The sequence below is a fragment of the Vagococcus acidifermentans genome (assembly GCF_003987655.1).
GTDB classification, from domain to species: Bacteria; Bacillota; Bacilli; order Lactobacillales; family Vagococcaceae; genus Vagococcus_B; species Vagococcus_B acidifermentans.
On sequence record NZ_NGKC01000001.1, the window covers coordinates 38,031 to 61,585 of the forward strand.

40 protein-coding genes are annotated in these 23,555 nt (G+C 43.3%); 37 read left to right on the plus strand and 3 right to left on the minus strand.

Going from position 1 to position 23,555, the window contains the following annotated elements:
* Window positions 1-12: 12 nt before the first annotated feature.
* Genes CBF27_RS00195 through CBF27_RS00205 form a run of 3 tightly spaced genes read left to right on the plus strand, consistent with a single transcriptional unit; the run spans window position 13 to window position 2,451 of the window.
* Window positions 13-831 (plus strand): purine-nucleoside phosphorylase, encoded by an 819-nt coding sequence (locus tag CBF27_RS00195; protein ID WP_126811098.1) that lies wholly within the window; start codon window positions 13-15, stop codon window positions 829-831.
* Between the two features lie 14 nt (window positions 832-845).
* The gene (deoD, locus tag CBF27_RS00200) at window positions 846-1,553 is read left to right on the plus strand and encodes a purine-nucleoside phosphorylase (protein WP_126811102.1); all 708 of its coding nucleotides are present in this window, start codon (window positions 846-848) and stop codon (window positions 1,551-1,553) included.
* Window positions 1,554-1,587: 34 nt separating this feature from the next.
* Window positions 1,588-2,451, plus strand: coding sequence for an ROK family protein (locus CBF27_RS00205; RefSeq protein ID WP_126811105.1), 864 nt, complete (start codon window positions 1,588-1,590; stop codon window positions 2,449-2,451).
* A gap of 47 nt (window positions 2,452-2,498) precedes the next feature.
* Here CBF27_RS00205 and gpmA read toward each other — a convergent pair whose 3' ends face one another.
* Genes gpmA through CBF27_RS14065 form a run of 3 tightly spaced genes read right to left on the minus strand, consistent with a single transcriptional unit; the run spans window position 2,499 to window position 4,281 of the window.
* On the minus strand, window positions 2,499-3,185 hold the full coding sequence (gene gpmA / locus CBF27_RS00210; protein ID WP_126811108.1) for a 2,3-diphosphoglycerate-dependent phosphoglycerate mutase: 687 nt from the start codon (window positions 3,183-3,185) through the stop codon (window positions 2,499-2,501).
* 21 nt (window positions 3,186-3,206) lie between these two features.
* Entirely contained in the window at window positions 3,207-3,884 is a 678-nt protein-coding gene (rpiA, locus tag CBF27_RS00215) for a ribose-5-phosphate isomerase RpiA (RefSeq protein ID WP_126811112.1), read from the minus strand.
* The gene (locus tag CBF27_RS14065; RefSeq protein WP_170174949.1) at window positions 3,856-4,281 is read right to left on the minus strand and encodes a hypothetical protein; all 426 of its coding nucleotides are present in this window, start codon (window positions 4,279-4,281) and stop codon (window positions 3,856-3,858) included. Before CBF27_RS14065 ends, rpiA begins: the two co-directional genes overlap by 29 nt.
* On the opposite strand from CBF27_RS14065, the gene rpsL reads away from it, so the two are divergent.
* The 34 genes from rpsL (at window position 4,187) to rplQ (ending at window position 23,550) form a co-directional block, all read left to right on the plus strand.
* Window positions 4,187-4,600 carry a 30S ribosomal protein S12 gene (gene rpsL / locus CBF27_RS00220; RefSeq protein WP_126811117.1) on the plus strand — a complete coding sequence of 138 codons (414 nt, stop codon included), beginning with the start codon at window positions 4,187-4,189 and terminating at the stop codon, window positions 4,598-4,600. The genes CBF27_RS14065 and rpsL overlap by 95 nt on opposite strands.
* A 46-nt stretch (window positions 4,601-4,646) precedes the next feature.
* On the plus strand, window positions 4,647-5,117 hold the full coding sequence (rpsG, locus tag CBF27_RS00225) for a 30S ribosomal protein S7 (protein ID WP_126811121.1): 471 nt from the start codon (window positions 4,647-4,649) through the stop codon (window positions 5,115-5,117).
* A gap of 81 nt (window positions 5,118-5,198) precedes the next feature.
* Window positions 5,199-7,286, plus strand: coding sequence for an elongation factor G (gene fusA / locus CBF27_RS00230; protein ID WP_126811125.1), 2,088 nt, complete (start codon window positions 5,199-5,201; stop codon window positions 7,284-7,286).
* Between the two features lie 127 nt (window positions 7,287-7,413).
* Window positions 7,414-8,601: an elongation factor Tu gene (gene tuf / locus CBF27_RS00235; RefSeq protein WP_126811128.1), complete on the plus strand. Its 1,188-nt coding sequence runs from the start codon at window positions 7,414-7,416 to the stop codon at window positions 8,599-8,601.
* Between the two features lie 548 nt (window positions 8,602-9,149).
* The gene (locus tag CBF27_RS00240) at window positions 9,150-9,371 is read left to right on the plus strand and encodes a hypothetical protein (RefSeq protein ID WP_126811131.1); all 222 of its coding nucleotides are present in this window, start codon (window positions 9,150-9,152) and stop codon (window positions 9,369-9,371) included.
* Window positions 9,372-9,588: 217 nt separating this feature from the next.
* Window positions 9,589-9,897 (plus strand): 30S ribosomal protein S10, encoded by a 309-nt coding sequence (gene rpsJ / locus CBF27_RS00245; RefSeq protein ID WP_126811916.1) that lies wholly within the window; start codon window positions 9,589-9,591, stop codon window positions 9,895-9,897.
* Window positions 9,898-9,920: 23 nt separating this feature from the next.
* Window positions 9,921-10,553, plus strand: coding sequence for a 50S ribosomal protein L3 (gene rplC / locus CBF27_RS00250; RefSeq protein WP_126811134.1), 633 nt, complete (start codon window positions 9,921-9,923; stop codon window positions 10,551-10,553).
* Window positions 10,554-10,577: 24 nt separating this feature from the next.
* Window positions 10,578-11,201 carry a 50S ribosomal protein L4 gene (gene rplD, locus CBF27_RS00255; RefSeq protein WP_126811137.1) on the plus strand — a complete coding sequence of 208 codons (624 nt, stop codon included), beginning with the start codon at window positions 10,578-10,580 and terminating at the stop codon, window positions 11,199-11,201.
* Window positions 11,201-11,488, plus strand: a complete 288-nt coding sequence (gene rplW / locus CBF27_RS00260) for a 50S ribosomal protein L23 (RefSeq protein ID WP_126811140.1) — start codon at window positions 11,201-11,203, stop codon at window positions 11,486-11,488. Before rplD ends, rplW begins: the two co-directional genes overlap by 1 nt.
* A 32-nt stretch (window positions 11,489-11,520) precedes the next feature.
* Window positions 11,521-12,354 carry a 50S ribosomal protein L2 gene (gene rplB / locus CBF27_RS00265; RefSeq protein ID WP_126811143.1) on the plus strand — a complete coding sequence of 278 codons (834 nt, stop codon included), beginning with the start codon at window positions 11,521-11,523 and terminating at the stop codon, window positions 12,352-12,354.
* Between the two features lie 48 nt (window positions 12,355-12,402).
* Window positions 12,403-12,681, plus strand: a complete 279-nt coding sequence (gene rpsS / locus CBF27_RS00270; RefSeq protein ID WP_126811146.1) for a 30S ribosomal protein S19 — start codon at window positions 12,403-12,405, stop codon at window positions 12,679-12,681.
* Window positions 12,682-12,702: 21 nt separating this feature from the next.
* Window positions 12,703-13,050, plus strand: a complete 348-nt coding sequence (rplV, locus tag CBF27_RS00275; protein ID WP_126811149.1) for a 50S ribosomal protein L22 — start codon at window positions 12,703-12,705, stop codon at window positions 13,048-13,050.
* Between the two features lie 14 nt (window positions 13,051-13,064).
* Entirely contained in the window at window positions 13,065-13,721 is a 657-nt protein-coding gene (gene rpsC / locus CBF27_RS00280; protein ID WP_126811152.1) for a 30S ribosomal protein S3, read from the plus strand.
* A gap of 2 nt (window positions 13,722-13,723) precedes the next feature.
* Window positions 13,724-14,158 (plus strand): 50S ribosomal protein L16, encoded by a 435-nt coding sequence (rplP, locus tag CBF27_RS00285; protein ID WP_126811155.1) that lies wholly within the window; start codon window positions 13,724-13,726, stop codon window positions 14,156-14,158.
* Complete coding sequence (gene rpmC / locus CBF27_RS00290; RefSeq protein ID WP_126811158.1) at window positions 14,148-14,342, plus strand: 50S ribosomal protein L29; 195 nt, start codon at window positions 14,148-14,150, stop codon at window positions 14,340-14,342. Before rplP ends, rpmC begins: the two co-directional genes overlap by 11 nt.
* Window positions 14,343-14,366: 24 nt before the next feature.
* Window positions 14,367-14,636, plus strand: a complete 270-nt coding sequence (gene rpsQ / locus CBF27_RS00295; RefSeq protein ID WP_126811160.1) for a 30S ribosomal protein S17 — start codon at window positions 14,367-14,369, stop codon at window positions 14,634-14,636.
* A 54-nt stretch (window positions 14,637-14,690) separates the two neighbouring features.
* Window positions 14,691-15,059, plus strand: coding sequence for a 50S ribosomal protein L14 (gene rplN / locus CBF27_RS00300; RefSeq protein ID WP_126811163.1), 369 nt, complete (start codon window positions 14,691-14,693; stop codon window positions 15,057-15,059).
* A gap of 34 nt (window positions 15,060-15,093) precedes the next feature.
* Complete coding sequence (gene rplX / locus CBF27_RS00305) at window positions 15,094-15,405, plus strand: 50S ribosomal protein L24 (protein ID WP_126811166.1); 312 nt, start codon at window positions 15,094-15,096, stop codon at window positions 15,403-15,405.
* A 25-nt stretch (window positions 15,406-15,430) separates the two neighbouring features.
* A complete protein-coding gene (gene rplE, locus CBF27_RS00310; RefSeq protein ID WP_126811169.1) occupies window positions 15,431-15,970 on the plus strand; it encodes a 50S ribosomal protein L5 in 540 nt (179 codons plus the stop codon).
* An 18-nt stretch (window positions 15,971-15,988) separates the two neighbouring features.
* The gene (locus tag CBF27_RS00315) at window positions 15,989-16,174 is read left to right on the plus strand and encodes a type Z 30S ribosomal protein S14 (RefSeq protein WP_010052071.1); all 186 of its coding nucleotides are present in this window, start codon (window positions 15,989-15,991) and stop codon (window positions 16,172-16,174) included.
* Window positions 16,175-16,208: 34 nt separating this feature from the next.
* Window positions 16,209-16,607, plus strand: coding sequence for a 30S ribosomal protein S8 (rpsH, locus tag CBF27_RS00320; protein WP_126811172.1), 399 nt, complete (start codon window positions 16,209-16,211; stop codon window positions 16,605-16,607).
* A 30-nt stretch (window positions 16,608-16,637) separates the two neighbouring features.
* On the plus strand, window positions 16,638-17,174 hold the full coding sequence (gene rplF, locus CBF27_RS00325; RefSeq protein ID WP_126811175.1) for a 50S ribosomal protein L6: 537 nt from the start codon (window positions 16,638-16,640) through the stop codon (window positions 17,172-17,174).
* A gap of 23 nt (window positions 17,175-17,197) precedes the next feature.
* Entirely contained in the window at window positions 17,198-17,554 is a 357-nt protein-coding gene (rplR, locus tag CBF27_RS00330) for a 50S ribosomal protein L18 (RefSeq protein ID WP_126811178.1), read from the plus strand.
* A gap of 20 nt (window positions 17,555-17,574) precedes the next feature.
* The gene (gene rpsE / locus CBF27_RS00335; RefSeq protein ID WP_126811181.1) at window positions 17,575-18,075 is read left to right on the plus strand and encodes a 30S ribosomal protein S5; all 501 of its coding nucleotides are present in this window, start codon (window positions 17,575-17,577) and stop codon (window positions 18,073-18,075) included.
* An 11-nt stretch (window positions 18,076-18,086) separates the two neighbouring features.
* Complete coding sequence (gene rpmD, locus CBF27_RS00340; protein ID WP_126811184.1) at window positions 18,087-18,266, plus strand: 50S ribosomal protein L30; 180 nt, start codon at window positions 18,087-18,089, stop codon at window positions 18,264-18,266.
* A 42-nt stretch (window positions 18,267-18,308) separates the two neighbouring features.
* A complete protein-coding gene (gene rplO / locus CBF27_RS00345; protein ID WP_126811187.1) occupies window positions 18,309-18,749 on the plus strand; it encodes a 50S ribosomal protein L15 in 441 nt (146 codons plus the stop codon).
* Window positions 18,749-20,047, plus strand: coding sequence for a preprotein translocase subunit SecY (secY, locus tag CBF27_RS00350; RefSeq protein WP_126811191.1), 1,299 nt, complete (start codon window positions 18,749-18,751; stop codon window positions 20,045-20,047). Before rplO ends, secY begins: the two co-directional genes overlap by 1 nt.
* Before the next feature lie 57 nt (window positions 20,048-20,104).
* A complete protein-coding gene (locus CBF27_RS00355; protein ID WP_126811194.1) occupies window positions 20,105-20,758 on the plus strand; it encodes an adenylate kinase in 654 nt (217 codons plus the stop codon).
* 195 nt (window positions 20,759-20,953) lie between these two features.
* A complete protein-coding gene (gene infA / locus CBF27_RS00360) occupies window positions 20,954-21,172 on the plus strand; it encodes a translation initiation factor IF-1 (RefSeq protein WP_126811197.1) in 219 nt (72 codons plus the stop codon).
* A gap of 31 nt (window positions 21,173-21,203) precedes the next feature.
* Window positions 21,204-21,317, plus strand: a complete 114-nt coding sequence (gene rpmJ / locus CBF27_RS00365) for a 50S ribosomal protein L36 (RefSeq protein WP_009488082.1) — start codon at window positions 21,204-21,206, stop codon at window positions 21,315-21,317.
* A 17-nt stretch (window positions 21,318-21,334) separates the two neighbouring features.
* Entirely contained in the window at window positions 21,335-21,700 is a 366-nt protein-coding gene (gene rpsM, locus CBF27_RS00370; protein ID WP_126811200.1) for a 30S ribosomal protein S13, read from the plus strand.
* 28 nt (window positions 21,701-21,728) lie between these two features.
* Complete coding sequence (gene rpsK / locus CBF27_RS00375; protein WP_126811202.1) at window positions 21,729-22,118, plus strand: 30S ribosomal protein S11; 390 nt, start codon at window positions 21,729-21,731, stop codon at window positions 22,116-22,118.
* 83 nt (window positions 22,119-22,201) lie between these two features.
* On the plus strand, window positions 22,202-23,140 hold the full coding sequence (locus CBF27_RS00380; RefSeq protein ID WP_126811205.1) for a DNA-directed RNA polymerase subunit alpha: 939 nt from the start codon (window positions 22,202-22,204) through the stop codon (window positions 23,138-23,140).
* Between the two features lie 23 nt (window positions 23,141-23,163).
* Window positions 23,164-23,550: a 50S ribosomal protein L17 gene (gene rplQ, locus CBF27_RS00385; RefSeq protein ID WP_126811207.1), complete on the plus strand. Its 387-nt coding sequence runs from the start codon at window positions 23,164-23,166 to the stop codon at window positions 23,548-23,550.
* The last annotated feature ends 5 nt before the right edge of the window (window positions 23,551-23,555 follow it).

Here is a 23,555-nt window from a genome sequence, read left to right on the forward strand (position 1 = left end):
GGAGATGATGAGATGAGCGATATGAAAACAAATGTTCAAGAAACAGTCACGTACATGAAAAATCTCGGCGTTGGCGAAGTGGATTTCGGCCTGATTCTCGGGTCAGGACTGGGTGAGCTGGCGGATGATATCCGCAACCCGCTAATTATTCCTTATGACCAGCTGCCTCACTTTCCTGTATCGACAGTGGTTGGCCATGCCGGCCAGCTAGTTTACGGTGAGTTGTCTGGTAAAAAAGTACTTGCGATGCAAGGCAGATTTCACTTTTATGAAGGGCACGCCATGAGTGTCGTGACGTTCCCTGTTCGAGTGATGAAAGCATTGGGGGCGATGTCGCTCATTGTGACCAATGCGGCAGGCGGTGTCAATGAGAGTTTCTTGCCGGGAGATTTGATGCTGATTACCGACCATATTAATTTTACAGGCACTAACCCGCTGATTGGTCCTAACGACGACCTGCTAGGCCCTCGGTTTCCTGATATGTCAGAGGCTTATAGTCGGGAATATGGCACGCTGGCTAAAGAAACGGCGGCAGAGCTGGGCATTGTTTTAAAAGAGGGCGTCTATATGGGATTTGCCGGACCGACGTATGAAACGCCGGCAGAAATCAGAATGGCCCGAGCGATGGGCGCTGATGCAGTAGGAATGTCGACGGTACCGGAAGTGATTGTGGCAAAACATCAGGGAATGAATGTGCTGGGCATCACTTGTGTGACGAATTTGGCGGCGGGCATGCAGGCTAACTTGAATCATGCTGAAGTGGTGGAAACCACGGAACGGGTTAAAGCAGATTTTAAGAAATTAATTAAGAAAACACTAGAAAAATTATAAGGAGCTGTTGTATTGTGAGTGTGCATATTGGTGCAAAGTCTGGGGAAGTCGCGGATAAAATTTTACTGCCGGGCGACCCGCTGCGTGCGAAATATATAGCAGAAACATTTCTGGAAAATCCGCAATGTTACAATGAAGTCCGGGGCATGCTGGGATTTACCGGGACATATAAAGGACAGCGCGTTTCTGTTCAGGGCACAGGTATGGGGATGCCTTCTGCTGCCATTTACGCCAATGAATTGATTCGCGAGTATGGCGTAAAAAAACTGATTCGTGTGGGAACGTGCGGGGGCATTAAATCAGATGTGCACGTACGTGACTTGGTACTGGCACAAGCTGCAGCGACCAATTCGGCGATCATCCGCCATGATTTTCCAAAACACGATTTTCCGCAAATAGCAGATTTTGATTTGTTGTATAAGGCATTTAACATTGCCAAAGAACAGGGCTTTACGGTCCACGTGGGCAATGTCCTCTCTGATGATGTCTTTTATAAAGATGACTTGACTGACACGTTCCGTTTAGGAGAACACGGCGTGCTGGCAGTTGAAATGGAAGCAGCTGTTTTATACTATTTAGGCGCCAAGTACGGTGTACAGGCACTGGCACTGATGACGGTTAGCGACCATCTTGTCACCGGCGAAGAAACGACTGCCGAAGAACGCCAGACAACATTTGATGAGATGATGATTGTCGGACTGGAAACATTGATTGCAGAATAAGTGCGGGTTGCACACTGAAATAGGAGAGAAAAGGATGAAATTAGCAGTATTTGATATCGGCGGTTCAGCTGTCAAATATGGGTTATGGGAAGATGGCACGCTGTCGCATCAGGATAAATTCACGACCCCGGAAACATACGATGAGATGAAGGACCGCATGACACAAGTGATAGCTTCATTTGGCGATGGCATTGAAGGTGCCGCGTTGAGCGCGCCTGGTGCTGTCAATGTTGCGGCTCGTAGAATCGACGGCATCAGTGCTGTCCCTTACATTCATGGCATTCCGATTTTTGACGATTTGGAACAGACACTTGGGGTGCCGGTGACGATTGAAAATGACGCCAACTGTGCCGGCATTTGCGAAGTTGAGATGGGAGCGGGCAGAGATGCGGACAATGTCGTGTTTTTAGTTATCGGTACAGGTGTCGGCGGAGCTGTTTTTATCAACAGAAAACTGTATAAAGGCGCGCACTTGTTTGCCGGTGAATTCGGTTTGTTGAAAAGCAGCAGTTCGCAAACGTTGAGTTTGACCGGAACAGCAGTCAAAGCAGCAGCAGCCTACTCCCGTGAACAAGACACAACAATTGACGGGAAACAGCTATTTGCGCTGGCAGAATCAGGTGACGAGCTGGCTCAAAAACTGCTGGATAACATGTACCAGCAGCTGGCAAATAGTTTGTTCAACATTCAGGTGTCAATTGATCCTGAGCTGGTCATTATCGGAGGCGGAATATCCGCACGGCGGGATTTGGCTGATATTTTGAAAGAACGACTGGCCAATCTGCTGGAAGAGCAGACAATCGGCAGCATTTTGCCGGACATCAAAACGTGCGAATATGCAAATGATGCAAATTTGCTTGGCGCTGCGCTAAATTTTGAAACTATTCATGACGCTTAACTAAAAACCGGCTTACCTATGTCTGGGAAAGCCGGTTTTTATTCAATTTAAAGATAGTATTTTTGCGCAACGGTCAAATCTTCGTTTAATTCGTAAACGAGCGGCTGGCCAGTTGGAATTTCTAGTCCCATGATGTCATCGTCAGAAATGTTTTCCAAGTGTTTGGCCAATGACCTCAGCGAATTACCGTGTGCCGCGATAAGAACTGTTTTTCCATCAAGAACAGCTGGGGCAATCTGATCATTCCAAAACGGCAAAACCCGCTCCAAAGTTACTTTTAAGTTTTCGCCTTCGGGAATGACGCGTTTATCCAAGTGGGCATATTTTGCTTCATGGACAGCCGAGTTCGGGTCGGATGCCGGTAAAGCAGGCGGCAGAGTATCGTAAGACCTGCGCCAAAGCTGTACTTGATCTGCACCGTATTTATCGGCTGTTTCTTTTTTGTTCAGTCCTTGAAGCGCACCGTAATGGCGTTCATTCAATCGCCATGATTTGATTTCTGGTACCCAAAGCTGATCCGATTCTTCAAGTACAAAGTGACATGTTTTGATGGCCCGCTTCAAAACAGAGGTGAATGCCAAGTCGAATTGAATGTCTGCTGCTTTGATTTTTCTTCCTGCTTCTTTTGCTTCTTTTACACCTTGTTCGCTCAAGTCTACATCAACCCATCCAGTAAACAGATTGAGTGCATTCCATTCGCTAAGACCGTGACGGACAAATACGAGTTTTGTCATTTGGTTTCATCCTTTCTTGCGTTATCTTGTGACATTCATTGTTTTTACACCTTCAGCTGTACCGACAATCACTTTGTCAGCGATGTCTAAAAACAGTCCGTGCTCTACCACACCAGTCAGGCTGTCCAGCCACGCAGCCAGTTTTTTCGGCTGCTCGATGTTGCCGAGATGCAAATCGATGATGTAGTTGCTGCTGTCTGTTAAGAGCAAGCTGCCGTCAGCCAGCTTACGGAAAGCCGGGTGCAGATTTTTTTCTTCAAATAAGCGGAACAGCTGGCGGCTGCCGTAGGGAATAACTTCAACTGGCAGAGGAAATTTTCCGAGGTTGGTCACCAGTTTGCTTTCATCAACTATCCAAATATTTTTTTGGGAATAGGTAGCCACGACTTTTTCGAACAGCAATGCCGCACCGCCGCCTTTGATCCCTTGAAAGTCTCGGGATATTTCATCCGCGCCGTCGATCGTGAGGTCCACATGTGTCACGTCATCGATACTTTTTAACGGGATACCGAGCGCTTGGGCATGTTCTTCGGTCCGTTTGGATGTGGTAACACCGGTGATGCTCAACTTCTCCTCGTTCACTCTTCGTCCAATTTCTTCTACCATATAAAACGCTGTAGATCCTGTACCCAAACCGACAATCATGCCGTCAGTTACATAGTTTGCCGCTTCAATGCCGACCATTTGTTTCAAGTTCATTTTGCGCCTCCGTTGCTATTGTTTCGTTCACTAATAATTGTAAGCAAAAAAATGGGAAAAAGATAGTTAAAACCATGATTTTCTTGCAAAAAGATAGGTAAAAGTAGTTGACAGCTGAAATCAGATTGTGATATGATTTCAACGGTGCTTGCGTACAGGTCTCTTTGAGACGTGCTGACTGTTCTAAGAGCATATTAAGATAGATAGATGCAATGTATATCTTTGCATTATTTTTTGTCAAAAGAAAAGAACCACCTGGATGTGTGGAACTAGACAGTGAATCAGGAAGGAGGAAACTATCAATGCCTACAATTAACCAATTGGTGCGTAAATCTCGTAAATCAAAAGAAACTAAATCGAACTCTCCTGCTTTGGGAAAAACGTATAATAGTTTCAAAAAATCACAAACGGATGTAAATTCTCCGCAAAAACGTGGTGTTTGTACACGTGTGGGTACTATGACACCGAAAAAGCCGAACTCGGCTTTGCGTAAATATGCCCGTGTTCGTTTGTCTAACTTGATCGAGGTAACAGCCTATATCCCGGGTATTGGACATAACCTGCAAGAGCACAGTGTTGTTCTGATTCGCGGGGGTCGTGTCAAAGACTTGCCGGGGGTACGCTACCATATCGTTCGTGGCGCGCTGGATACTGCGGGTGTCACAGACCGCAAACAAAGCCGTTCTAAATACGGTACGAAGAAACCTAAAAAATAACCTGATTTGAAGATAAACTGACAATGTTTGAAAGGAGGAGTTACGTATGCCTCGAAAAGGCCCTGTAGCAAAACGTGATGTTTTACCAGATCCAATTTATAACTCTAAATTAGTGACTCGTTTGATCAACCGTGTGATGGTTGACGGAAAACGCGGTATCGCATCAAGCATCATTTACGATGCATTTAACATAATTAAAGAAAGCACAGGCAATGACCCGTTGGAAGTGTTTGAACAAGCAATGGAAAACGTTATGCCTGTCCTTGAAGTTAAAGCCCGCCGTGTGGGTGGCTCTAACTACCAAGTACCAGTTGAGGTGCGTCCTGAGCGCCGTTCGACATTAGGACTGCGCTGGATTGTTAATTATGCCCGTTTACGCGGTGAACATACAATGGAACAGCGTCTGGCTAAAGAAATCATGGATGCAGCTAACAACACTGGTTCATCTGTTAAAAAACGCGAAGACACACATAAAATGGCCGATGCTAACAGAGCGTTCGCTCATTATCGTTGGTAAAATCCTCTTTGTTTTTGAAAAATTTAAACGTGTTCTATTTAAAAATAGCTGTAGATTGAAAAGAGAGGAGAAACACAAAAGATGGCAAGAGAATTTTCTTTGGAAAAAACTCGAAATATCGGGATTATGGCCCATATTGATGCCGGTAAGACAACTACGACTGAACGTATTTTGTACTATACTGGTAAAATCCATAAAATTGGCGAAACTCATGATGGTGCTTCTCAGATGGACTGGATGGAGCAAGAGCAAGAGCGTGGTATTACCATCACTTCTGCTGCGACAACAGCCCAATGGAAAGGTTACCGCGTAAACATCATTGACACACCGGGACACGTGGACTTCACAGTTGAAGTTGAACGGTCGCTGCGTGTTTTGGATGGTGCGGTCACAGTTCTGGATGCACAGTCAGGTGTTGAGCCTCAGACTGAAACAGTTTGGCGCCAGGCGACAACGTACGGTGTGCCTCGTATTGTATTCATCAATAAAATGGATAAAATCGGTGCTGACTTCCTATATTCAGTAAGCACACTTCATGACCGTCTGCAAGCCAATGCACATCCAGTGCAATTGCCGATCGGTGCAGAAGACAACTTTACTGGTATCATCGACTTAATCAAAATGAAAGCTGAGATCTATACAAACGATCTTGGTACAGATATCCGCGAAGAAGATATCCCGGCGGAATATCAGGAGCTTGCTGAAGAATGGCGTGAAAAGCTGATTGAAGCAGTTGCTGAAACAGATGAAGACTTGACAATGAAGTATCTTGAAGGTGAAGAAATCACTGAGGAAGAACTGATTGCAGGTATTCGTAAAGCAACGTTGGCTGTTGAATTTTACCCGGTATTCTGCGGTTCGGCCTTTAAAAACAAAGGTGTTCAGCTGATGCTGGACGGTGTTCTGGATTACTTGCCGGCACCAACAGATATCCCGCCAATCAAAGGGATTGATCCTGATACAGATGAAGAAGTGGTTCGCGAGTCTTCCGATGACGCGCCATTCTCTGCGTTGGCATTTAAAGTAATGACTGACCCGTTTGTTGGTCGTCTGACTTTCTTCCGTGTTTATTCAGGTGTTCTGTCATCTGGTTCTTATGTAAGAAATGCTTCTAAAGGCAAACGTGAACGTGTAGGACGTATCCTTCAAATGCATGCTAACTCCCGTCAGGAAATCAGCGAAGTATACGCTGGTGACATCGCGGCGGCTGTTGGTTTGAAAGATACCTCAACTGGTGACACATTGTGTGATGAAAAGAATATGGTTATTCTTGAATCCATGGAGTTTCCGGAGCCGGTTATCGAAGTTGCGATTGAACCTAAGTCTAAAGCTGACCAAGACAAGATGGGGATTGCCCTGCAAAAACTATCTGAAGAGGACCCTACTTTCCGTGCGTCTTCCAACCAGGAAACTGGCGAGACGATCATTGCCGGAATGGGCGAATTGCACTTGGATGTTTTGGTTGACCGTATGCGTCGTGAATTTAAGGTAGAAGCCAACGTCGGTGCGCCTCAAGTTTCTTACCGTGAAACATTTAGAGCCCCTGTGACACAAGCAGAAGGTAAGTTTGTACGTCAGTCCGGTGGTAAAGGTCAATACGGACATGTTTGGATTGAATTCACACCGAATGAAGAAGGTGCAGGTTTTGCATTTGAAAATGCCATTGTCGGCGGTGTCGTTCCTCGTGAATACATTCCGGCCGTTGAAGCTGGTTTGAAAGATTCAATGGAAAATGGTGTGCTTGCTGGCTATCCGCTGGTTGACATTAAAGCGAAACTTTACGACGGTTCATACCACGATGTGGACTCAAGTGAAACAGCGTTCCGCGTGGCTGCATCCATGGCATTGCGTGCAGCAGCCAAGAAAGCAAACCCTGTTATCTTGGAGCCGGTTATGGCAATCGAAGTCGTTGTCCCTGAGGAATACCTCGGCGACATCATGGGACACGTGACAGCACGTCGCGGTAGAGTTGAAGGTATGGAAGCAAGAGGAAATTCCCAAGTTGTGAAAGCAATGGTTCCGCTGGCTGAAATGTTTGGTTACGCTACTACTTTGCGTTCTGCTACTCAAGGTCGCGGTGTCTTCACTATGACGTTTGACCATTATGAAGATGTACCGAAATCTATCCAAGAAGATATCATTAAAAAGCATGGCGGTTCAGCTAATTAATTGGTGAATATAAAGCTTTGACTTTAAATGAACTTCATGTAAAATGATAGTAGGATTGTGGGGTTGCTTAAGAAGCGTCTCTAATCAATAAACTATAAAGACATTATTTTAGGAGGAATAACTAAAAATGGCAAAAGAAAAATTTGATCGTTCCAAAGCCCATGTTAACATTGGTACAATTGGACACGTTGACCATGGTAAAACAACATTAACAGCTGCTATTGCAACTGTATTAGCTAAACACGGCGGCGGTGAAGCTCGCGGATATGCTGAGATTGACAACGCTCCTGAAGAAAAAGAGCGTGGAATCACAATCAACACATCTCATATCGAGTATGAAACAGAAACTCGCCACTATGCACACGTTGACTGCCCAGGACACGCGGACTACGTTAAAAACATGATCACTGGTGCGGCTCAAATGGACGGAGCTATCTTGGTAGTATCTGCTGCTGATGGCCCAATGCCACAAACACGTGAGCACATCCTGTTGTCACGTAACGTTGGTGTACCATACATCGTTGTTTTCTTGAACAAAATGGATATGGTAGACGACGAAGAGTTACTTGAATTGGTTGAAATGGAAGTTCGCGACCTGTTGTCAGAATATGACTTCCCAGGCGATGACACTCCTGTAATCGCTGGTTCAGCTTTGAAAGCTCTTGAAGGCGACCCTGCTTATGAAGAAAAAATTCTTGAATTGATGGCTGCTGTTGACGAGTATATCCCAACACCAGAACGTGATACTGACAAACCATTCATGATGCCAGTTGAGGACGTATTCTCTATCACTGGTCGTGGTACGGTTGCTACTGGCCGTGTTGAACGTGGACAAGTTCGTGTTGGTGACGAAGTTGAAATCGTTGGTATTGCAGAAGACATTGCTAAAACAACTGTTACAGGTGTTGAAATGTTCCGTAAGTTGTTAGACTACGCTGAAGCTGGCGACAACATCGGTGCATTGCTGCGTGGTGTGTCACGTGACGATATCGAGCGTGGACAAGTTTTGGCTAAGCCAGGCAGTATCACACCTCATACAAAATTTAAAGCAGAAGTTTACGTATTGTCTAAAGAAGAAGGCGGACGCCATACACCATTCTTCTCTAACTACCGCCCACAGTTCTACTTCCGTACAACTGACGTAACAGGTGTTATCCAGTTGCCAGAAGGCACTGAAATGGTTATGCCTGGCGATAACGTAACAATGGATGTTGAATTGATTCACCCAATCGCTATTGAAGACGGAACTCGTTTCTCAATCCGTGAAGGTGGACGTACTGTTGGATCAGGCGTTGTTACTGAAATCGTTGGCTAATAATGTTTTTGAAAAGAGCCGGACTCTCTAGGTCCGACTCTTTTTTGCATAATACACATAAAGTTGTTTTTTTCTTAAAAAAATACAATTACGGTTTTATTCGCAAGGTACTCCCATTCGTGAGAGCAACAGTCTTTTAGAAAAGCTACGGCGGAAGGTTTTGATTTGTTAAAAAGTCAATCCTGTTGTAGACTAATATATGCTTAAATAACGCGAGGGAAAATTGCGTCGCTTCATTTGAATACTCAAAGGGAGTTTCTATCAGAAGACATCAGCCAAGAAAAAATTTCGATAGTTGAAGAGCTGCTTGTCAACATATCTAAAATAGAGCAGTGGTCAGCAGCCGTAAAAGATGACAAATAGGTCAAAATATGCGTATGAAACTTATCCTTACCGGCAGCACGGTTAATCTGAGCCGCCAACTCCACAATCTGTTTATCACACACACCTGATTTTAGTTCATTATCTTCAGTGAACGTGTCGCCTGTAAGTGCTGGTTCTACAAACAGGCTATTTAGCGGTCGTTCACATCTTTTACGGCTGCTGATTTGACAGTCGGAGAAAGTTCAGATGTTGTGATACAAGCAGAAGAACGCACCAATGAAATAGTCGAGGATGGTACTGTTATCAGTGGTTTTACGATGGAACAGTATTTAGCGGCCAGAGATGCTATCAAAGCTCTACCTGAAAGCAGCGATAAAGAGCGGCTTCTTGACAAGCTTGCGTTAGTTGAGCAGGCGATGACAAATATGGGAATAGAGTACGAGTAGAAAAAAATCACAAAAAATAGGTAAAAAAGCTTGCTATCAAGCTTTTTTTTTAGTATACTTTTAAAGGTGCTGCTCACTAGGTGGGAGCATTATGGCATGGAGATGAACGGCGATGAAGCGAGAGGTTACGACACGCCAGGAAGCATTGCCATGGCTGGCCGTCGAAAATTTTCGTGGAGCTATGTCTACTTTTAAAATAGGCGAAGGAGGGAAAATAATGGCAAAACAAAAAATTCGTATCCGTTTAAAGGCGTATGAACATCGTGTGTTAGATCAGTCGGCAGAAAAGATCGTAGAAACAGCAAAAAGAACAGGTGCAGGTGTATCCGGACCTATTCCGTTGCCAACAGACCGTTCGGTTTATACTGTTATCCGCGCAACTCACAAGTACAAAGATTCACGCGAACAATTCGAAATGCGTACTCACAAGCGTTTAATTGATATTGTGAGCCCAACACCAAAGACAGTTGATGCTTTAATGAAGCTGGACTTGCCAAGCGGTGTTAATATTGAAATTAAATTATAAAAAAAGATGATGGAGGTGTACTCATGACCAAAGGAATCTTAGGAAAAAAAGTAGGTATGACTCAGATTTTTACTGATAATGGCGAATTGATACCTGTGACTGTAATTGAAGCAACGCCAAACGTTGTCTTGCAGTTGAAAGCAATGGACACAGACGGCTACGAAGCTGTACAGCTGGGGTATCAGGAAATGCGTGAAATCTTGTCAAACAAACCTGCTAAAGGTCATGTTGCAAAAGCAAATACGACTCCTAAGCGCTTCATTAGAGAATTCAAGGATGTTGAGCTGGGAGATTACGAAGTAGGACAAGAAATTAAAGTGGATGTATTCCAAGCAGGTGACATCGTTGATGTAACTGGTACAACTAAGGGTAAAGGATTCCAAGGTGTTATCAAGCGCCACGGACAATCCCGCGGACCAATGACTCATGGTTCCCGTTACCACCGTCGTCCAGGGTCAATGGGACCAGTCGATCCAAACCGTGTGCTGAAGGGCAAGAAATTAGCCGGACGCATGGGCGGCGATCGTGTGACAATCCAAAATCTGGAAATTGTAAAAGTTGATGCAGAAAAGAATGTGATTTTAGTTAAAGGCAATGTGCCTGGCGCTAAAAAATCATTACTGGAAATAAAAACAGCTGTTAAGGCTGCTAAATAATTGTGGGAGAGGAGGAACTAAGGAATGACATCTGTAGCATTATTTAAACAAGATGGAACTCAAACTGGTGAAGTAACATTAAATGAAGAAATTTTTGGCATTGAGCCAAATGAAAGTGTTGTGTATGATGCAATCATCATGCAGCGCGCCTCATTACGCCAAGGCACTCATGCTGTTAAGAACCGCAGCGCTGTTCGCGGCGGCGGCCGTAAACCATGGCGCCAAAAAGGTACTGGTCGTGCGCGTCAAGGATCTATCCGCTCACCACAATGGCGTGGAGGAGGCATCGTATTTGGTCCTACACCACGTTCATACAGCTACAAACTTCCTAAAAAAGTTCGTCGTTTGGCAATCAAATCTGTTTTTTCAGAGAAAGTTGCTGAAAATAATTTGGTTGTAGTGGATGCGTTGGCTTTCGATGCACCGAAAACAAAAGAATTCAAACAAGTATTAAACAACTTGAACATCGATACAAAAGTACTGGTTGTACTGGAAAGCGACAATGACTTTGCTGCTTTATCAGGACGCAACTTGCCAAATGTGTCTATTGTTGAAGCAGACAACGTGAGCGTTCTTGATGTGGTTGCTTGTGATAAATTACTAATGACTCAAGCTGCTCTGGCTAAGGTAGAGGAGGTGCTTGCATAATGGAATTACTAGATGTAATTAAGCGCCCGGTCATAACAGAAGAATCTGTTTCTGCTATGGATGATAAAAAGTACACGTTTGAAGTAGACTTGCGTGCAAACAAAACATTGGTTAAGCAAGCCGTGGAAGCTGTTTTTGATGTGAAAGTGAAACAAGTCAACATCATGAACGTGAAACCTAAATTCAAACGCATGGGCAAACATGCAGGATACACAAACAAACGTCGTAAAGCAATTGTGACGTTGACAGAAGACTCAAAAGAAATCGAAATTTTTGATGCTGAGTAATCAGTAAACTATTAATGTAGGAGGGAAAATACGTGGCGATTAAAAAGTATAAACCTACCACAAACGGACGCCGTAACATGACAGGTCTGGATTTTGCAGAAATCACAACATCTACACCTGAAAAAACGTTGTTGCAGTCACAGAAGAAAAACGCTGGACGCAATAACCAAGGTAAAATTACTGTGCGTCATCAAGCGGGTGGACATAAACGCAAATACCGTTTGATTGATTTCAAGCGTAATAAAGATAATATTGCTGCAACAGTTAAAACTATCGAGTACGATCCAAACAGATCTGCAAACATCGCTTTGCTGCATTATGCAGACGGTGTGAAAACTTATATCATTGCTCCGAAAGGACTAGTGGTAGGTACGCAAGTTGTTTCCGGTCCGGATGCAGATATTAAAGTCGGTAACGCATTACCGCTGGAAAACATTCCTGTCGGTACGTTCATTCATAATATCGAATTGAAACCAGGCAAAGGCGGTCAGCTGATCCGCTCTGCCGGAACAAATGCGCAGGTTCTTGGTAAAGAAGGCAAGTATGTACTGGTTCGTCTGAACTCAGGCGAGGTCAGAATGATTCTTGGTACTTGTCGTGCAACAGTTGGTACAGTTGGTAACGAGCAGCATGAGCTGGTCAATATTGGTAAAGCCGGTCGTAACCGCTGGTTGGGCAAACGTCCGACAGTTCGCGGTAGCGTGATGAACCCTAACGATCACCCGCATGGTGGTGGTGAAGGTAAAGCACCAATCGGACGTCCAGCACCAGTTAGTCCATGGGGACAACCTGCACTTGGTTATAAAACTCGTAGCAAGAGAGCAAAATCAGATAAATTTATCGTTCGTCGTCGCAAAACTAAGTAAACAGTTGGCAACTAACTGGTTGCCGCACATTTTGAGAGGAGGTTTACCATGGGTCGTAGTTTAAAGAAAGGACCTTTCGCAGACGATCATCTAATGAAGAAAGTCGATGCACAAAAAGATCTTGAAAAGAAAAAAGTGATTAAAACTTGGTCTCGCCGTTCGACAATTTTTCCTAGTTTCGTAGGGTATACAATTGCCGTTTATGATGGCAGAAAGCATGTTCCGGTTTACATTCAAGAAGATATGGTAGGACATAAACTAGGTGAGTTTGTCCCTACAAGAACTTATCGCGGTCATGCCGGCGATGATAAGAGAACTAAACGCTAATTTTGAGGGGAGGAATAGAACATGTCAGAAAGAATTACTTCAGCAAAAGCAACTGCTAAAACTGTTCGCACTTCACCTCGTAAGGCACGTCTTGTTATCGATCTAATCAGAGGTAAAAGCGTTGGAGAAGCTGTTTCCATTTTGAAATTTTCTCCTAATAAAGCAGCTGGATTAATTGAAAAAGTATTGATGTCTGCTATTGCAAATGCAGAAAACAACTATGACTTAGATGTTGAAGATTTGGTAGTATCAGAAGCTTTTGTCAACGAAGGACCAACGATGAAACGTTTCCGTCCGCGTGCAAAAGGCTCTGCATCACCAATCAACAAACGTACAAGCCACATTACAGTAGTTGTATCAGAGAAATAAGGAGGGACTAACTAGTGGGTCAAAAAGTACATCCAATTGGAATGCGTGTAGGCATTATCCGTGACTGGGATGCAAAGTGGTACGCTGAAAAAGAGTATGCGGACTACCTGCACGAAGACTTGAAAATTCGTAAGTACATTGCGACTAAATTAGCTGACGCTTCTGTGTCAACTGTTGAAATTGAACGTGCGGCAAACCGCGTGAACATTTCAATTCATACAGCTAAACCCGGTATGGTTATCGGTAAAGGCGGTTCAGAAGTTGAAAGCTTGAGAAAAGAACTAAATAAAATTACCGGCAAGAGAGTACACATCAACATTGTTGAAATCAAAAAGCCGGATCTAGATGCAAAACTGGTTGGCGAAGGCATTGCACGTCAGCTTGAAAACCGGGTGGCGTTCCGTCGTGCGCAGAAACAAGCGATTCAACGCACAATGAGAGCAGGCGCTCAAGGAATCAAAACATTAGTATCAGGCCGTTTAAATGGTGCGGATATTGCTCGTTCAGAAGGTTATTCTGAAGGAACAGTTCCATTGCATACATTGCGTGCGGATATTGACTATGCTTGGGAAGAAGCAGATACAACATACGGAAAACTAGGAGTTAAAGTGTGGATTTATCGTGGAGAGATTCTTCCAGAAAAGAAAAACACTGAGAAAGGAGGGAAATAATCATGTTAGTACCTAAACGTGTGAAATACCGTCGTGAGTTTAGAGGAAAAATGCGCGGTGAAGCAAAAGGCGGCAAGGAAGTAGCTTTTGGTGAATACGGCTTGCAAGCTGTTGAATCCCAATGGATTACCAACCGCCAAATCGAAGCTGCCCGTATTGCGATGACTCGTTATATGAAACGTGGTGGGAAAGTATGGATTAAAATTTTCCCTCATAAATCATACACATCCAAAGCGATTGGCGTGCGGATGGGTTCAGGTAAAGGGGCTCCTGAAGGCTGGGTGGCACCTGTGAAACGCGGTAAGATCATGTTTGAGATTGCCGGTGTCCCAGAAGAAGTGGCACGCGAAGCGTTAAGACTTGCATCCCATAAATTGCCTGTTAAGACTAAAATAGTTAAACGTGAAGAAATGGGTGGTGAATCGAATGAAGGTTAAGGAAATCAGAGAATTAACCACTACTGAAATGCTTGCTAAAGAAAAAGAATACAAAGAAGAACTGTTTAACTTGCGTTTTCAATTAGCAACAGGTCAACTTGAAAATACAGCAAGAATTAGTGAAGTACGTAAATCGATTGCACGCATCAAAACAGTTTTGCGTGAACAAGAGGCAGCAAACTAATATTGGAAGGAGGCCATTAATCAGATGACTCAAGAAGCAAGAAACCAACGTAAAGTTTACCAAGGCCGTGTTGTGTCCGATAAGATGGACAAAACAATCGTCGTGGTTGTTGAAACAAGAAAAACACATAAAATGTATGGTAAACGAGTAAAGTATTCTAAAAAATATAAAGTACATGATGAGAACAATGTAGCAAAAACAGGAGACATCGTTAAAATTATGGAAACTCGTCCATTATCAGCTACTAAGCGTTTCCGTCTTGTAGAAGTAGTTGAAGAAGCAGTAGTCATTTAAAACGAAATTTTCCTATAGATTGAAGCAAGAAAATCTGAAAGGAGGATACACAAAGTGATCCAAACAGAAAGTCGTTTGAAAGTTGCCGACAACTCAGGTGCACGTGAAGTTTTAACTATTAAAGTTTTAGGTGGATCTGGTCGTAAAACAGCCAATATCGGTGATGTCATTGTTTGTACGGTTAAACAAGCAACACCAGGTGGAGTTGTCAAAAAAGGCGACGTTGTAAAAGCAGTCATCGTTCGTACAAAATCAGGTGCACGCCGTACCGATGGTTCATATATTAAATTTGATGAGAATGCATGTGTAATTATTCGTGATGACAAGAGTCCGCGAGGCACGCGTATCTTCGGGCCGGTTGCCCGCGAATTGCGTGAAAATAACTTCATGAAGATAATTTCACTAGCACCAGAAGTTTTATAATGGATATTATTTCTAAAGGAGGTGCGAAACAAATATGTTCGTTAAAAAAGGCGATAAAGTAAAAGTTATCTCAGGAAAAGATAAAGGTCAAGAAGGAATCGTGCTTCAGGCATTTCCTAAAAAAGATCGCGTGATTGTTGAAGGTGTTAACATGGTGAAAAAACACCAAAAGCCTAGCGCAACAGCTCCTCAAGGAGGCATCATTGACATGGAGGCATCTATTCATGTTTCCAATGTGATGCTTATTGATCCAAACAGCGGCGAACCAACACGTGTAGGATATAAAGAGGTAGACGGTAAAAAAGTACGCGTTTCTAAAAAAACTGGTGAAGTTTTAGATAAGTAATACTCAGGAAGGAGGACGCATTTAAATGAACCGCTTGAAAGAAAAATTTCTTAAAGAAGTGACTCCATCACTAATGGAAAAATTTAACTATACTTCTGTGATGCAGACACCTAAAGTTGAAAAGATTGTCATTAACATGGGTGTAGGTGACGCAGTTGCAAATAGCAAAAATCTTGATAAGGCTGTAGAGGAACTGGCACTGGTTTCCGGTCAAAAGCCAATCATTACAAAAGCTAAAAAATCAATCGCTGGCTTCCGTTTGCGTGAAGGCATGCCGATTGGCTGTAAAGTAACTTTACGTGGCGAAAGAATGTACGAATTTTTAGACAAACTAGTTTCTGTCTCTTTACCTCGTGTACGTGACTTCCATGGCGTCAGCAAAAAGTCATTCGACGGACGCGGAAATTACACTTTAGGTATTAAAGAACAATTAATCTTCCCTGAGGTTGATTATGACTTGGTCGATAAAGTACGTGGAATGGATATTGTGATTGTTACTACGGCTAATACAGACGAAGAAGCACGTGAGTTGCTGGCGCAACTTGGCATGCCATTCCAAAAATAAAAAAAGGAGGCGAACTACGTGGCTAAAAAATCAATGATTGCTAAAAACAAACGTCCCGCAAAGTTTTCAACTCAAGCTTACACACGTTGCGAACGCTGTGGACGTCCACATTCAGTTTATCGTAAATTTAAACTTTGCCGTATTTGCTTCCGCGAACTTGCCTATAAAGGACAAATTCCCGGCGTGAAGAAAGCAAGCTGGTAAAAAGTAAACTCGCAAGAAGGAGGTAAACAGCTCAATGGTCATGACAGATCCTATTGCAGATTTCCTAACTCGTATTCGTAACGCGAACATCGTGAAGCACGAATCTTTGGAAGTACCTGCATCGAAAATCAAACTTGATATCGCAAAAATCCTGCAACGTGAAGGATTCGTACGCGATGTAGAATACATTGAGGATGACAAGCAAGGCGTCATTCGAGTATTTTTGAAATACGGTAAAAACGACGAGCGCGTTATTACTAACTTGAAACGTATCTCAAAGCCTGGTTTGCGTGCTTATGTGAAGGCTGATGAAGTACCGAAAGTGTTGAACGGATTGGGAATTGCTATCCTATCCACTTCAGAAGGTGTCGTCACAGATAAAGAAGCAAGAGAACGCAATATCGGCGGCGAAGTATTGGCTTACGTTTGGTAAGAAAAAAGATTAACAAGGAGGTGTCTCAGAGTGAGTCGTATTGGAAATAAACCAGTTGTTATTCCGGCAGGTGTGACTGTGTCGCAAAACGGAAATGACATAACTGTAAAAGGACCTAAAGGAGAGTTAACGCGTGCTTTTTCACCAAATATCACGTTGAACATTTCTGAATCAGAAGTGACATTAGCTCGTCCGAATGATGAAAAAGAAAACCGCGCATTACACGGAACAATGCGTGCCAATCTCAACAACATGGTTGTCGGAGTCAGTGAAGGCTTTGAAAAGGCATTGGAATTGATTGGTGTCGGTTACCGTGCACAATTGCAAGGCGCAAAACTTGTGTTGAACGTCGGCTATTCTCACCCAGTGGAATTCGCTACACCAGAAGGAATCACTGTTGAAGTGCCATCAAACACACAAATCATTGTCAAAGGCAGCAACAAAGAAGTTGTCGGCGAATTTGCGGCTAATATCCGCGGCGTACGTCCTCCTGAGCCATATAAAGGAAAAGGTATTCGCTATGTTGGTGAATACGTCAGACGTAAAGAAGGTAAAACAGGTAAGTAATTAAAAAATAAGAGGTGACAATTGTGATTTCAAAACCAGATAAAAATAAAGTACGCAAGAAAAGACATCAGCGCGTACGCAGCAAAATCTCTGGTACTGCTGAGTGCCCACGCTTGAACGTTTTCCGTTCTAATAAAAACATCTACGCTCAAATCATTGATGACGTAGCGGGTGTGACGCTAGCAAGTGCCTCTACCTTAGATAAAGACATTTCAGGTGGAACAAAAGAAGAACAAGCGTCAGCTGTTGGTGCAGCAGTTGCCGTAAAAGCTGTCGAAAAAGGTATTAAACAAGTAGTCTTTGACCGTGGTGGATACCTTTACCATGGACGCGTTGCGGCTCTGGCAGAAGCAGCTCGTGAAAATGGACTAGAATTTTAGGAAAGGGAGGAACACCATTCATGGCTAATTTAGATGCAAAACATTTCGAGTTAGAAGATCGTGTTGTTGCTATCAACCGCGTATCTAAAGTTGTAAAAGGCGGACGCCGTCTGCGCTTTGCAGCAGTAGTAGTTGTTGGTGATAAGAACGGTCACGTTGGATTCGGAACGGGTAAAGCACAAGAAGTACCTGAAGCAATTCGCAAAGCAATCGAAAATGCTAAAAAGAACATCATTGAAGTACCAATGGTTGGCACAACAATCCCTCATGAAGTTATCGGACAATTCAGTGGCGGACGCATCCTGATGAAACCAGCTCTTGCCGGTTCGGGAGTTGCAGCTGGCGGCCCGGTTCGTGCCGTCTTGGAGTTGGCAGGAATCGCTGATATTACAAGTAAGTCATTAGGTTCCAACACACCGATCAACGTTATCCGTGCAACGGTTGAAGGATTAAGCAGATTAAAACGTGCAGAAGAAGTTGCGGCTTTACGCGGCATCTCTGTTGATGAACTAAACGGATAGGAGGACTAAAAATGAGCGAACTAAAGATTACATTGAAGCGTAGCGTCATTGGACGTCCCCAAAACCAGCGTGACACAGTGAAAGCTCTTGGCTTGAAAAAGCTGCACTCCAGTGTGGTTAAACCGTCAAACGACGCAATCAAAGGCATGATCAACACTGTCTCACATTTAGTGGACGTTGAAGAAATCTAACGAAACAGGTATGATGAAACTACTTTAAGGAGGTGCCGAATTATGAAACTTCATGAATTACAACCAGCAGAAGGATCAAGACACGTACGCAACCGTGTGGGTCGCGGAACATCTTCTGGTAACGGAAAGACAGCGGGCCGCGGACAGAAAGGCCAAAAATCACGTTCAGGTGGTGGCGTCAGACTGGGATTTGAAGGTGGTCAAACACCATTGTTCCGTCGTTTGCCAAAACGTGGTTTCACGAACGTGAACCGCAGCGAATACGCTGTTATTAATTTAGATGTATTGAACCGTTTTGAAGAAGGAACTGAAGTGACTCCGACAGTATTGATTGAAGCAGGAATTGTGAAAGATGAAAAAGCGGGAATTAAAGTATTAGCTAACGGGGAAATTACTAAGAAATTGACTGTTAAAGCTGCGAAATTCTCCAAATCTGCTCAGGAAGCTATCGAAGCTGCTGGGGGAACAGTCGAGGTGATCTAATGTTTAAACTGTTAAGGGATGCTTTCAAGATAAAGAATATCCGTTCAAAGATATTCTTTACACTGTTCATTCTATTGGCGTTTAGAATTGGAGCTCATATAACTGTTCCGGGTGTCGATGCAAAAGCTCTGATTGAGATGAACGAACTGACGATATTCGCAATGCTGAATACGGTAAGTGGTAATGCGATGGAAAACTTCTCATTGTTTGCAATGGGTGTTTCGCCTTACATCACGTCATCTATCATTGTGCAGCTGCTTCAAATGGATATCGTTCCAAAGTTTGTTGAATGGTCGAAACAGGGAGAGGTCGGGCGCAGAAAGCTGAATCAGGCGACGCGCTATATCACTCTCGTGCTCGGGTTTGTGCAGTCGATTACCATCACTGCCGGTATCAGTGCATACAGCAGTGCGTCATTTTTGAAAAATCAAAGTTTGACGAGCTATTTGACAATTGGGCTGATTTTAACTGCCGGAACGATGATCGTGACTTGGATGGGTGAACAAATCACTGAAAAAGGCATTGGCAACGGTGTATCGATGATTATCTTTGCCGGTATCATTGCCAAGTTGCCAGGCGGAATCAAGGAAATATATTTGGACTATTTTGTCCGGATTGATTCCAGCGATTTGTGGAAATCGATTATTTTCATCGCCATACTGATTATTGCTATCTGTGTGGTTGTTATTGGCGCAACGTTCGTGCAGCAAGCAGAACGTAAAATTCCGATACAGTATACAAAACGAGTTGCCGGGGCTCCTCAGAGCAGTTATTTGCCATTGAAGGTGAATGCTGCTGGTGTTATTCCGGTCATTTTTGCGGGTTCGTTCCTTGCGACTCCGAATGCTATTTTACAGGCATTTTCGGGTACACAGTCAACTAAAGGATGGTTTCAGGTACTGTCACAGGTACTGGATTACTCCACGATTACCGGAGGTCTTGTGTATACAGCTCTGATTGTTGCATTTACATTCTTTTATGCGTTTGTTCAGGTCAATCCTGAAAAAGTGGCAGAGAATTTGCAGAAGCAAGGGAGCTATATTCCAAGCGTGCGGCCAGGAAAAGGAACGGAAGAGTACATATCGAAACTGTTGATTCGTTTAAGTACAGTCGGTTCTGTTTTTCTTGCACTTGTTGCTATCTTGCCGATTATTGCTCAAAACGTTTGGGACTTGCCTAAGGCAATCGGTCTTGGCGGTACGAGCTTGTTGATTGTTATCAGCGTTGCCCTTGAAACGAACAAACAGTTGGAAGGATTGCTGTTGAAACGTCAATATATTGGTTTTATTAGAGAGTAAGAGGTTGTGTTGAGGGTTTTACCTCAGCACGGTTCTCGAACTTAAGGAGGAAATCATATGAATCTCATCCTAATGGGACTGCCCGGTGCCGGTAAAGGGACACAGGCAGAAAAAATTATTGATACATATGGAATTCCACATATCTCTACCGGAGATATGTTCCGTGATGCAATTAAAAATGAAACAGCATTGGGACTAGAAGCTAAAGGCTTTATGGACAAAGGCGAACTGGTTCCTGATGAAGTAACTAATGGTATCGTGAAAGAACGGCTGGCCGAAGCGGACACGGAAGCAGGTTTCCTGTTAGACGGTTTCCCGCGGACGCTGGCGCAGGCAGAAGAACTGGACAGTATTTTAAAGGAATTAGGCAAAAACATTGACTATGTACTGAACATCGCTGTTGAACCCGATGTACTGGTCGAGCGGTTAGCCGGCAGATTCATTTGTAAGACATGTGGCGCTACTTATCATAAAGTAAACAATCCGCCAAAGGTGGAAGGCACATGTGACCGTTGTGGGGGTCATGAGTTTTATCAACGTGAAGATGACAAGCCTGAAACGGTCAAGAATCGTTTAGCTGTCAATATTGAGAATACAAAACCTATTCTTGCATATTATGACACTCTTGGTTTATTACATACAATCGACGGCAATCGTGACATTGCTTTAGTTTTCGAAGACATCAAAGTACTTCTTTCAAGCGAAAGCTAAAAGCCAGATAGTTATCTATTATTCTTGCGAGTGGCACTTTTCTCCAGTTCATGATTGTTGATAGAATGGGATTCGTGAGACTTTTAATTGCGGGCTGTTTATGATATAATGCGTGAGTTGAAGAGAAATAGATGTCAGTCAAATGATTGCTTGTAGGTCCAGTGGCACAGAACAAGGAATAAGGAGGTACTAGTTGTGGCGAAAGAAGATGTAATCGAAATTGAAGGTACAGTCATCGAAACTTTGCCGAATGCAATGTTTAAAGTAGAATTGGAAAACGGCCACGTCATACTGGCTCATGTTTCCGGGAAAATTCGGATGCACTACATTCGTATCCTTCCGGGAGACAAAGTAACTGTTGAGCTATCACCGTATGACTTAACACGAGGCCGTATTACGTATCGCTTTAAATAATTGTACTCCGTAAAATCAAGGAGGTATAATCATGAAAGTAAGACCATCAGTAAAACCCATTTGTGAAAAATGTAAAGTAATTCGCCGTAAAGGTCGAGTTATGGTTATCTGTGAAAATCCAAAACATAAACAACGTCAAGGTTAAAGGAGGTGTAACGAATAATGGCTCGTATTGCAGGAGTAGATATCCCTCGTGATAAGCGTGTTGTTATTTCGCTTACTTATATTTTTGGTATTGGAAAGAAAACTGCTCAAAAGATTTTAGCAGAAGCAGGTGTATCAGAAGATATTCGTGTACGCGACTTAACAAATGATCAAACAGACAAAATCCGTGCGGTAGTGGATAAATTAAAAGTTGAAGGTGACTTGCGTCGTGAGGTCAACTTAAACATCAAACGATTGATGGAAATCGGTTCTTATCGTGGTATCCGTCATCGTCGTGGGTTGCCGGTTCGCGGTCAAAACACAAAAAATAATGCACGGACAAGAAAAGGACCAGCACGTGCTATCGCTGGCAAGAAAAAATAATTAACTGAATGAGGGAGGTAAGAACTTCATGGTAGCAAAAAAAGTGACGAGAAAACGTCGTGTGAAAAAGAATATTGAAGCAGGTGTTGCACATATTCACTCTACTTTCAATAATACTATCGTCATGCTGACGGATGTACATGGTAATGCAATTGCCTGGTCATCTGCAGGTGCGTTAGGTTTTAAAGGAAGTAAAAAATCTACGCCATTCGCAGCGCAAATGGCAGCAGAAACAGCTGCAAAGGCAGCAATGGAGCATGGTTTGAAAACTGTTGATGTAACTGTTAAGGGACCAGGTTCAGGACGTGAAGCGGCAATCCGTTCTTTACAGGCAACTGGACTGGAAGTAACAGCAATTCGTGACGTTACACCAGTACCTCATAATGGTTGTCGCCCTCCGAAACGCCGTCGTGTTTAATGGGAGAGTTCATATATTTGATTAAGAACTTCGGCGACATTGAACAACAGACACTTTTCGTTTTGAAAGGGGTATAGAGAAGAATGATTGAATTTGAAAAACCAAGAATCACGAAGATTGATGAAGATAGAGATTATGGCAAGTTCGTCATCGAACCGCTTGAAAGAGGCTATGGTACAACCCTAGGTAATTCTTTACGTCGTATTTTGTTGTCTTCTCTTCCCGGAGCTGCTATTACCAATCTGCAAATAGATGGTGTATTACATGAATTCTCCACGATTAAAGGCGTTAGAGAAGATGTCACGCAAATCATACTGAACATGAAAGGTCTGGCCTTAAAACTCTATACTGAAGAAGAAAGAACGTTAGAGATTGACATGACAGGTCCGGCCACAGTTACAGCGGGAGATATTATCACCGACAGTGATGTGGAAATCATGAATAAAGATATGTTTATCTGCAGCATCGCAGAAGGTGCGACATTCCGCGCCAGCTTGACTGTCAAACCCGGACGGGGATATGTACAGGCAGAAGAAAACAAGTCTGAGGATATGCCGATTGGCGTATTACCGGTTGATTCTATCTACACACCAGTCAGTCGTGTGAACTATCAGGTTGAAAATACCCGTGTTGGACGTCGTGATGATTTTGATAAGCTGACTTTGGACGTCTGGACTGACGGTTCGATTGCTCCACAGGAAGCCATTAGTTTGGCGGCAAAAATCTTGACTGAGCATTTAGATATTTTTGTCAATCTGACTGATGAAGCGAAAAATGCTGAGATCATGATTGAAAAAGAAGAAACACAAAAAGAAAAGATGTTGGAAACAACTATCGAAGAATTGGATCTTTCGGTCCGTTCATACAACTGTTTGAAACGTGCTGGTATCAACACGTTACAGGAACTAACGAATAAATCCGAAGCCGAAATGATTAAAGTCCGCAACTTGGGACGTAAATCATTAGAGGAAGTCAAGGCGAAACTGGCAGATTTGGAACTTAGTTTACGCCAAGATGATTAGTGAATTAAAGGAGGGAACACGACGTGAGTTATCGTAAATTAGGGCGCACAAGCAGCCAAAGAAAAGCGATGTTACGTGATTTAACAACAGATTTAATCATAAACGAGCGTATCGTAACGACAGAAGCACGTGCGAAGGAAGTTCGTTCAACTGCTGAAAAAATGATTACTTTAGGCAAACGCGGAGATCTTCATGCACGCCGTCAAGCTGCCGCATTCGTTAGAAACGAATATTTGGAAGCAAGACTGGATGAGTCTGGCGAAAACATCATTGAACAAACAGCTTTGCAAAAATTATTTGATGATATCGCACCTCGCTACGCAGATCGCCAAGGCGGCTATACACGTATCCTTAAAAAAGGACAAAGACGTGGGGATGCTGCACCGATGGTTATTCTGGAGCTTGTTTAATTAAA

Coding starts and splice junctions, on each gene's coding strand:
- CBF27_RS00195 (WP_126811098.1), top strand. CDS start 13: ATGAGCGATATGAAAACAAATGTTCAAGAAACAGTCACGTACATGAAA.
- CBF27_RS00205 (WP_126811105.1), top strand. CDS start 1,588: ATGAAATTAGCAGTATTTGATATCGGCGGTTCAGCTGTCAAATATGGG.
- gpmA (WP_126811108.1), bottom strand. CDS start 3,185: ATGACAAAACTCGTATTTGTCCGTCACGGTCTTAGCGAATGGAATGCA.
- rpiA (WP_126811112.1), bottom strand. CDS start 3,884: ATGAACTTGAAACAAATGGTCGGCATTGAAGCGGCAAACTATGTAACT.
- rpsL (WP_126811117.1), top strand. CDS start 4,187: ATGCCTACAATTAACCAATTGGTGCGTAAATCTCGTAAATCAAAAGAA.
- rpsG (WP_126811121.1), top strand. CDS start 4,647: ATGCCTCGAAAAGGCCCTGTAGCAAAACGTGATGTTTTACCAGATCCA.
- fusA (WP_126811125.1), top strand. CDS start 5,199: ATGGCAAGAGAATTTTCTTTGGAAAAAACTCGAAATATCGGGATTATG.
- tuf (WP_126811128.1), top strand. CDS start 7,414: ATGGCAAAAGAAAAATTTGATCGTTCCAAAGCCCATGTTAACATTGGT.
- rpsJ (WP_126811916.1), top strand. CDS start 9,589: ATGGCAAAACAAAAAATTCGTATCCGTTTAAAGGCGTATGAACATCGT.
- rplC (WP_126811134.1), top strand. CDS start 9,921: ATGACCAAAGGAATCTTAGGAAAAAAAGTAGGTATGACTCAGATTTTT.
- rplD (WP_126811137.1), top strand. CDS start 10,578: ATGACATCTGTAGCATTATTTAAACAAGATGGAACTCAAACTGGTGAA.
- rplW (WP_126811140.1), top strand. CDS start 11,201: ATGGAATTACTAGATGTAATTAAGCGCCCGGTCATAACAGAAGAATCT.
- rpsS (WP_126811146.1), top strand. CDS start 12,403: ATGGGTCGTAGTTTAAAGAAAGGACCTTTCGCAGACGATCATCTAATG.
- rplV (WP_126811149.1), top strand. CDS start 12,703: ATGTCAGAAAGAATTACTTCAGCAAAAGCAACTGCTAAAACTGTTCGC.
- rplP (WP_126811155.1), top strand. CDS start 13,724: ATGTTAGTACCTAAACGTGTGAAATACCGTCGTGAGTTTAGAGGAAAA.
- rpmC (WP_126811158.1), top strand. CDS start 14,148: ATGAAGGTTAAGGAAATCAGAGAATTAACCACTACTGAAATGCTTGCT.
- rpsQ (WP_126811160.1), top strand. CDS start 14,367: ATGACTCAAGAAGCAAGAAACCAACGTAAAGTTTACCAAGGCCGTGTT.
- rplX (WP_126811166.1), top strand. CDS start 15,094: ATGTTCGTTAAAAAAGGCGATAAAGTAAAAGTTATCTCAGGAAAAGAT.
- rplE (WP_126811169.1), top strand. CDS start 15,431: ATGAACCGCTTGAAAGAAAAATTTCTTAAAGAAGTGACTCCATCACTA.
- rpsH (WP_126811172.1), top strand. CDS start 16,209: ATGGTCATGACAGATCCTATTGCAGATTTCCTAACTCGTATTCGTAAC.
- rpsE (WP_126811181.1), top strand. CDS start 17,575: ATGGCTAATTTAGATGCAAAACATTTCGAGTTAGAAGATCGTGTTGTT.
- rpmD (WP_126811184.1), top strand. CDS start 18,087: ATGAGCGAACTAAAGATTACATTGAAGCGTAGCGTCATTGGACGTCCC.
- rplO (WP_126811187.1), top strand. CDS start 18,309: ATGAAACTTCATGAATTACAACCAGCAGAAGGATCAAGACACGTACGC.
- secY (WP_126811191.1), top strand. CDS start 18,749: ATGTTTAAACTGTTAAGGGATGCTTTCAAGATAAAGAATATCCGTTCA.
- CBF27_RS00355 (WP_126811194.1), top strand. CDS start 20,105: ATGAATCTCATCCTAATGGGACTGCCCGGTGCCGGTAAAGGGACACAG.
- rpmJ (WP_009488082.1), top strand. CDS start 21,204: ATGAAAGTAAGACCATCAGTAAAACCCATTTGTGAAAAATGTAAAGTA.
- rpsM (WP_126811200.1), top strand. CDS start 21,335: ATGGCTCGTATTGCAGGAGTAGATATCCCTCGTGATAAGCGTGTTGTT.
- rpsK (WP_126811202.1), top strand. CDS start 21,729: ATGGTAGCAAAAAAAGTGACGAGAAAACGTCGTGTGAAAAAGAATATT.
- CBF27_RS00380 (WP_126811205.1), top strand. CDS start 22,202: ATGATTGAATTTGAAAAACCAAGAATCACGAAGATTGATGAAGATAGA.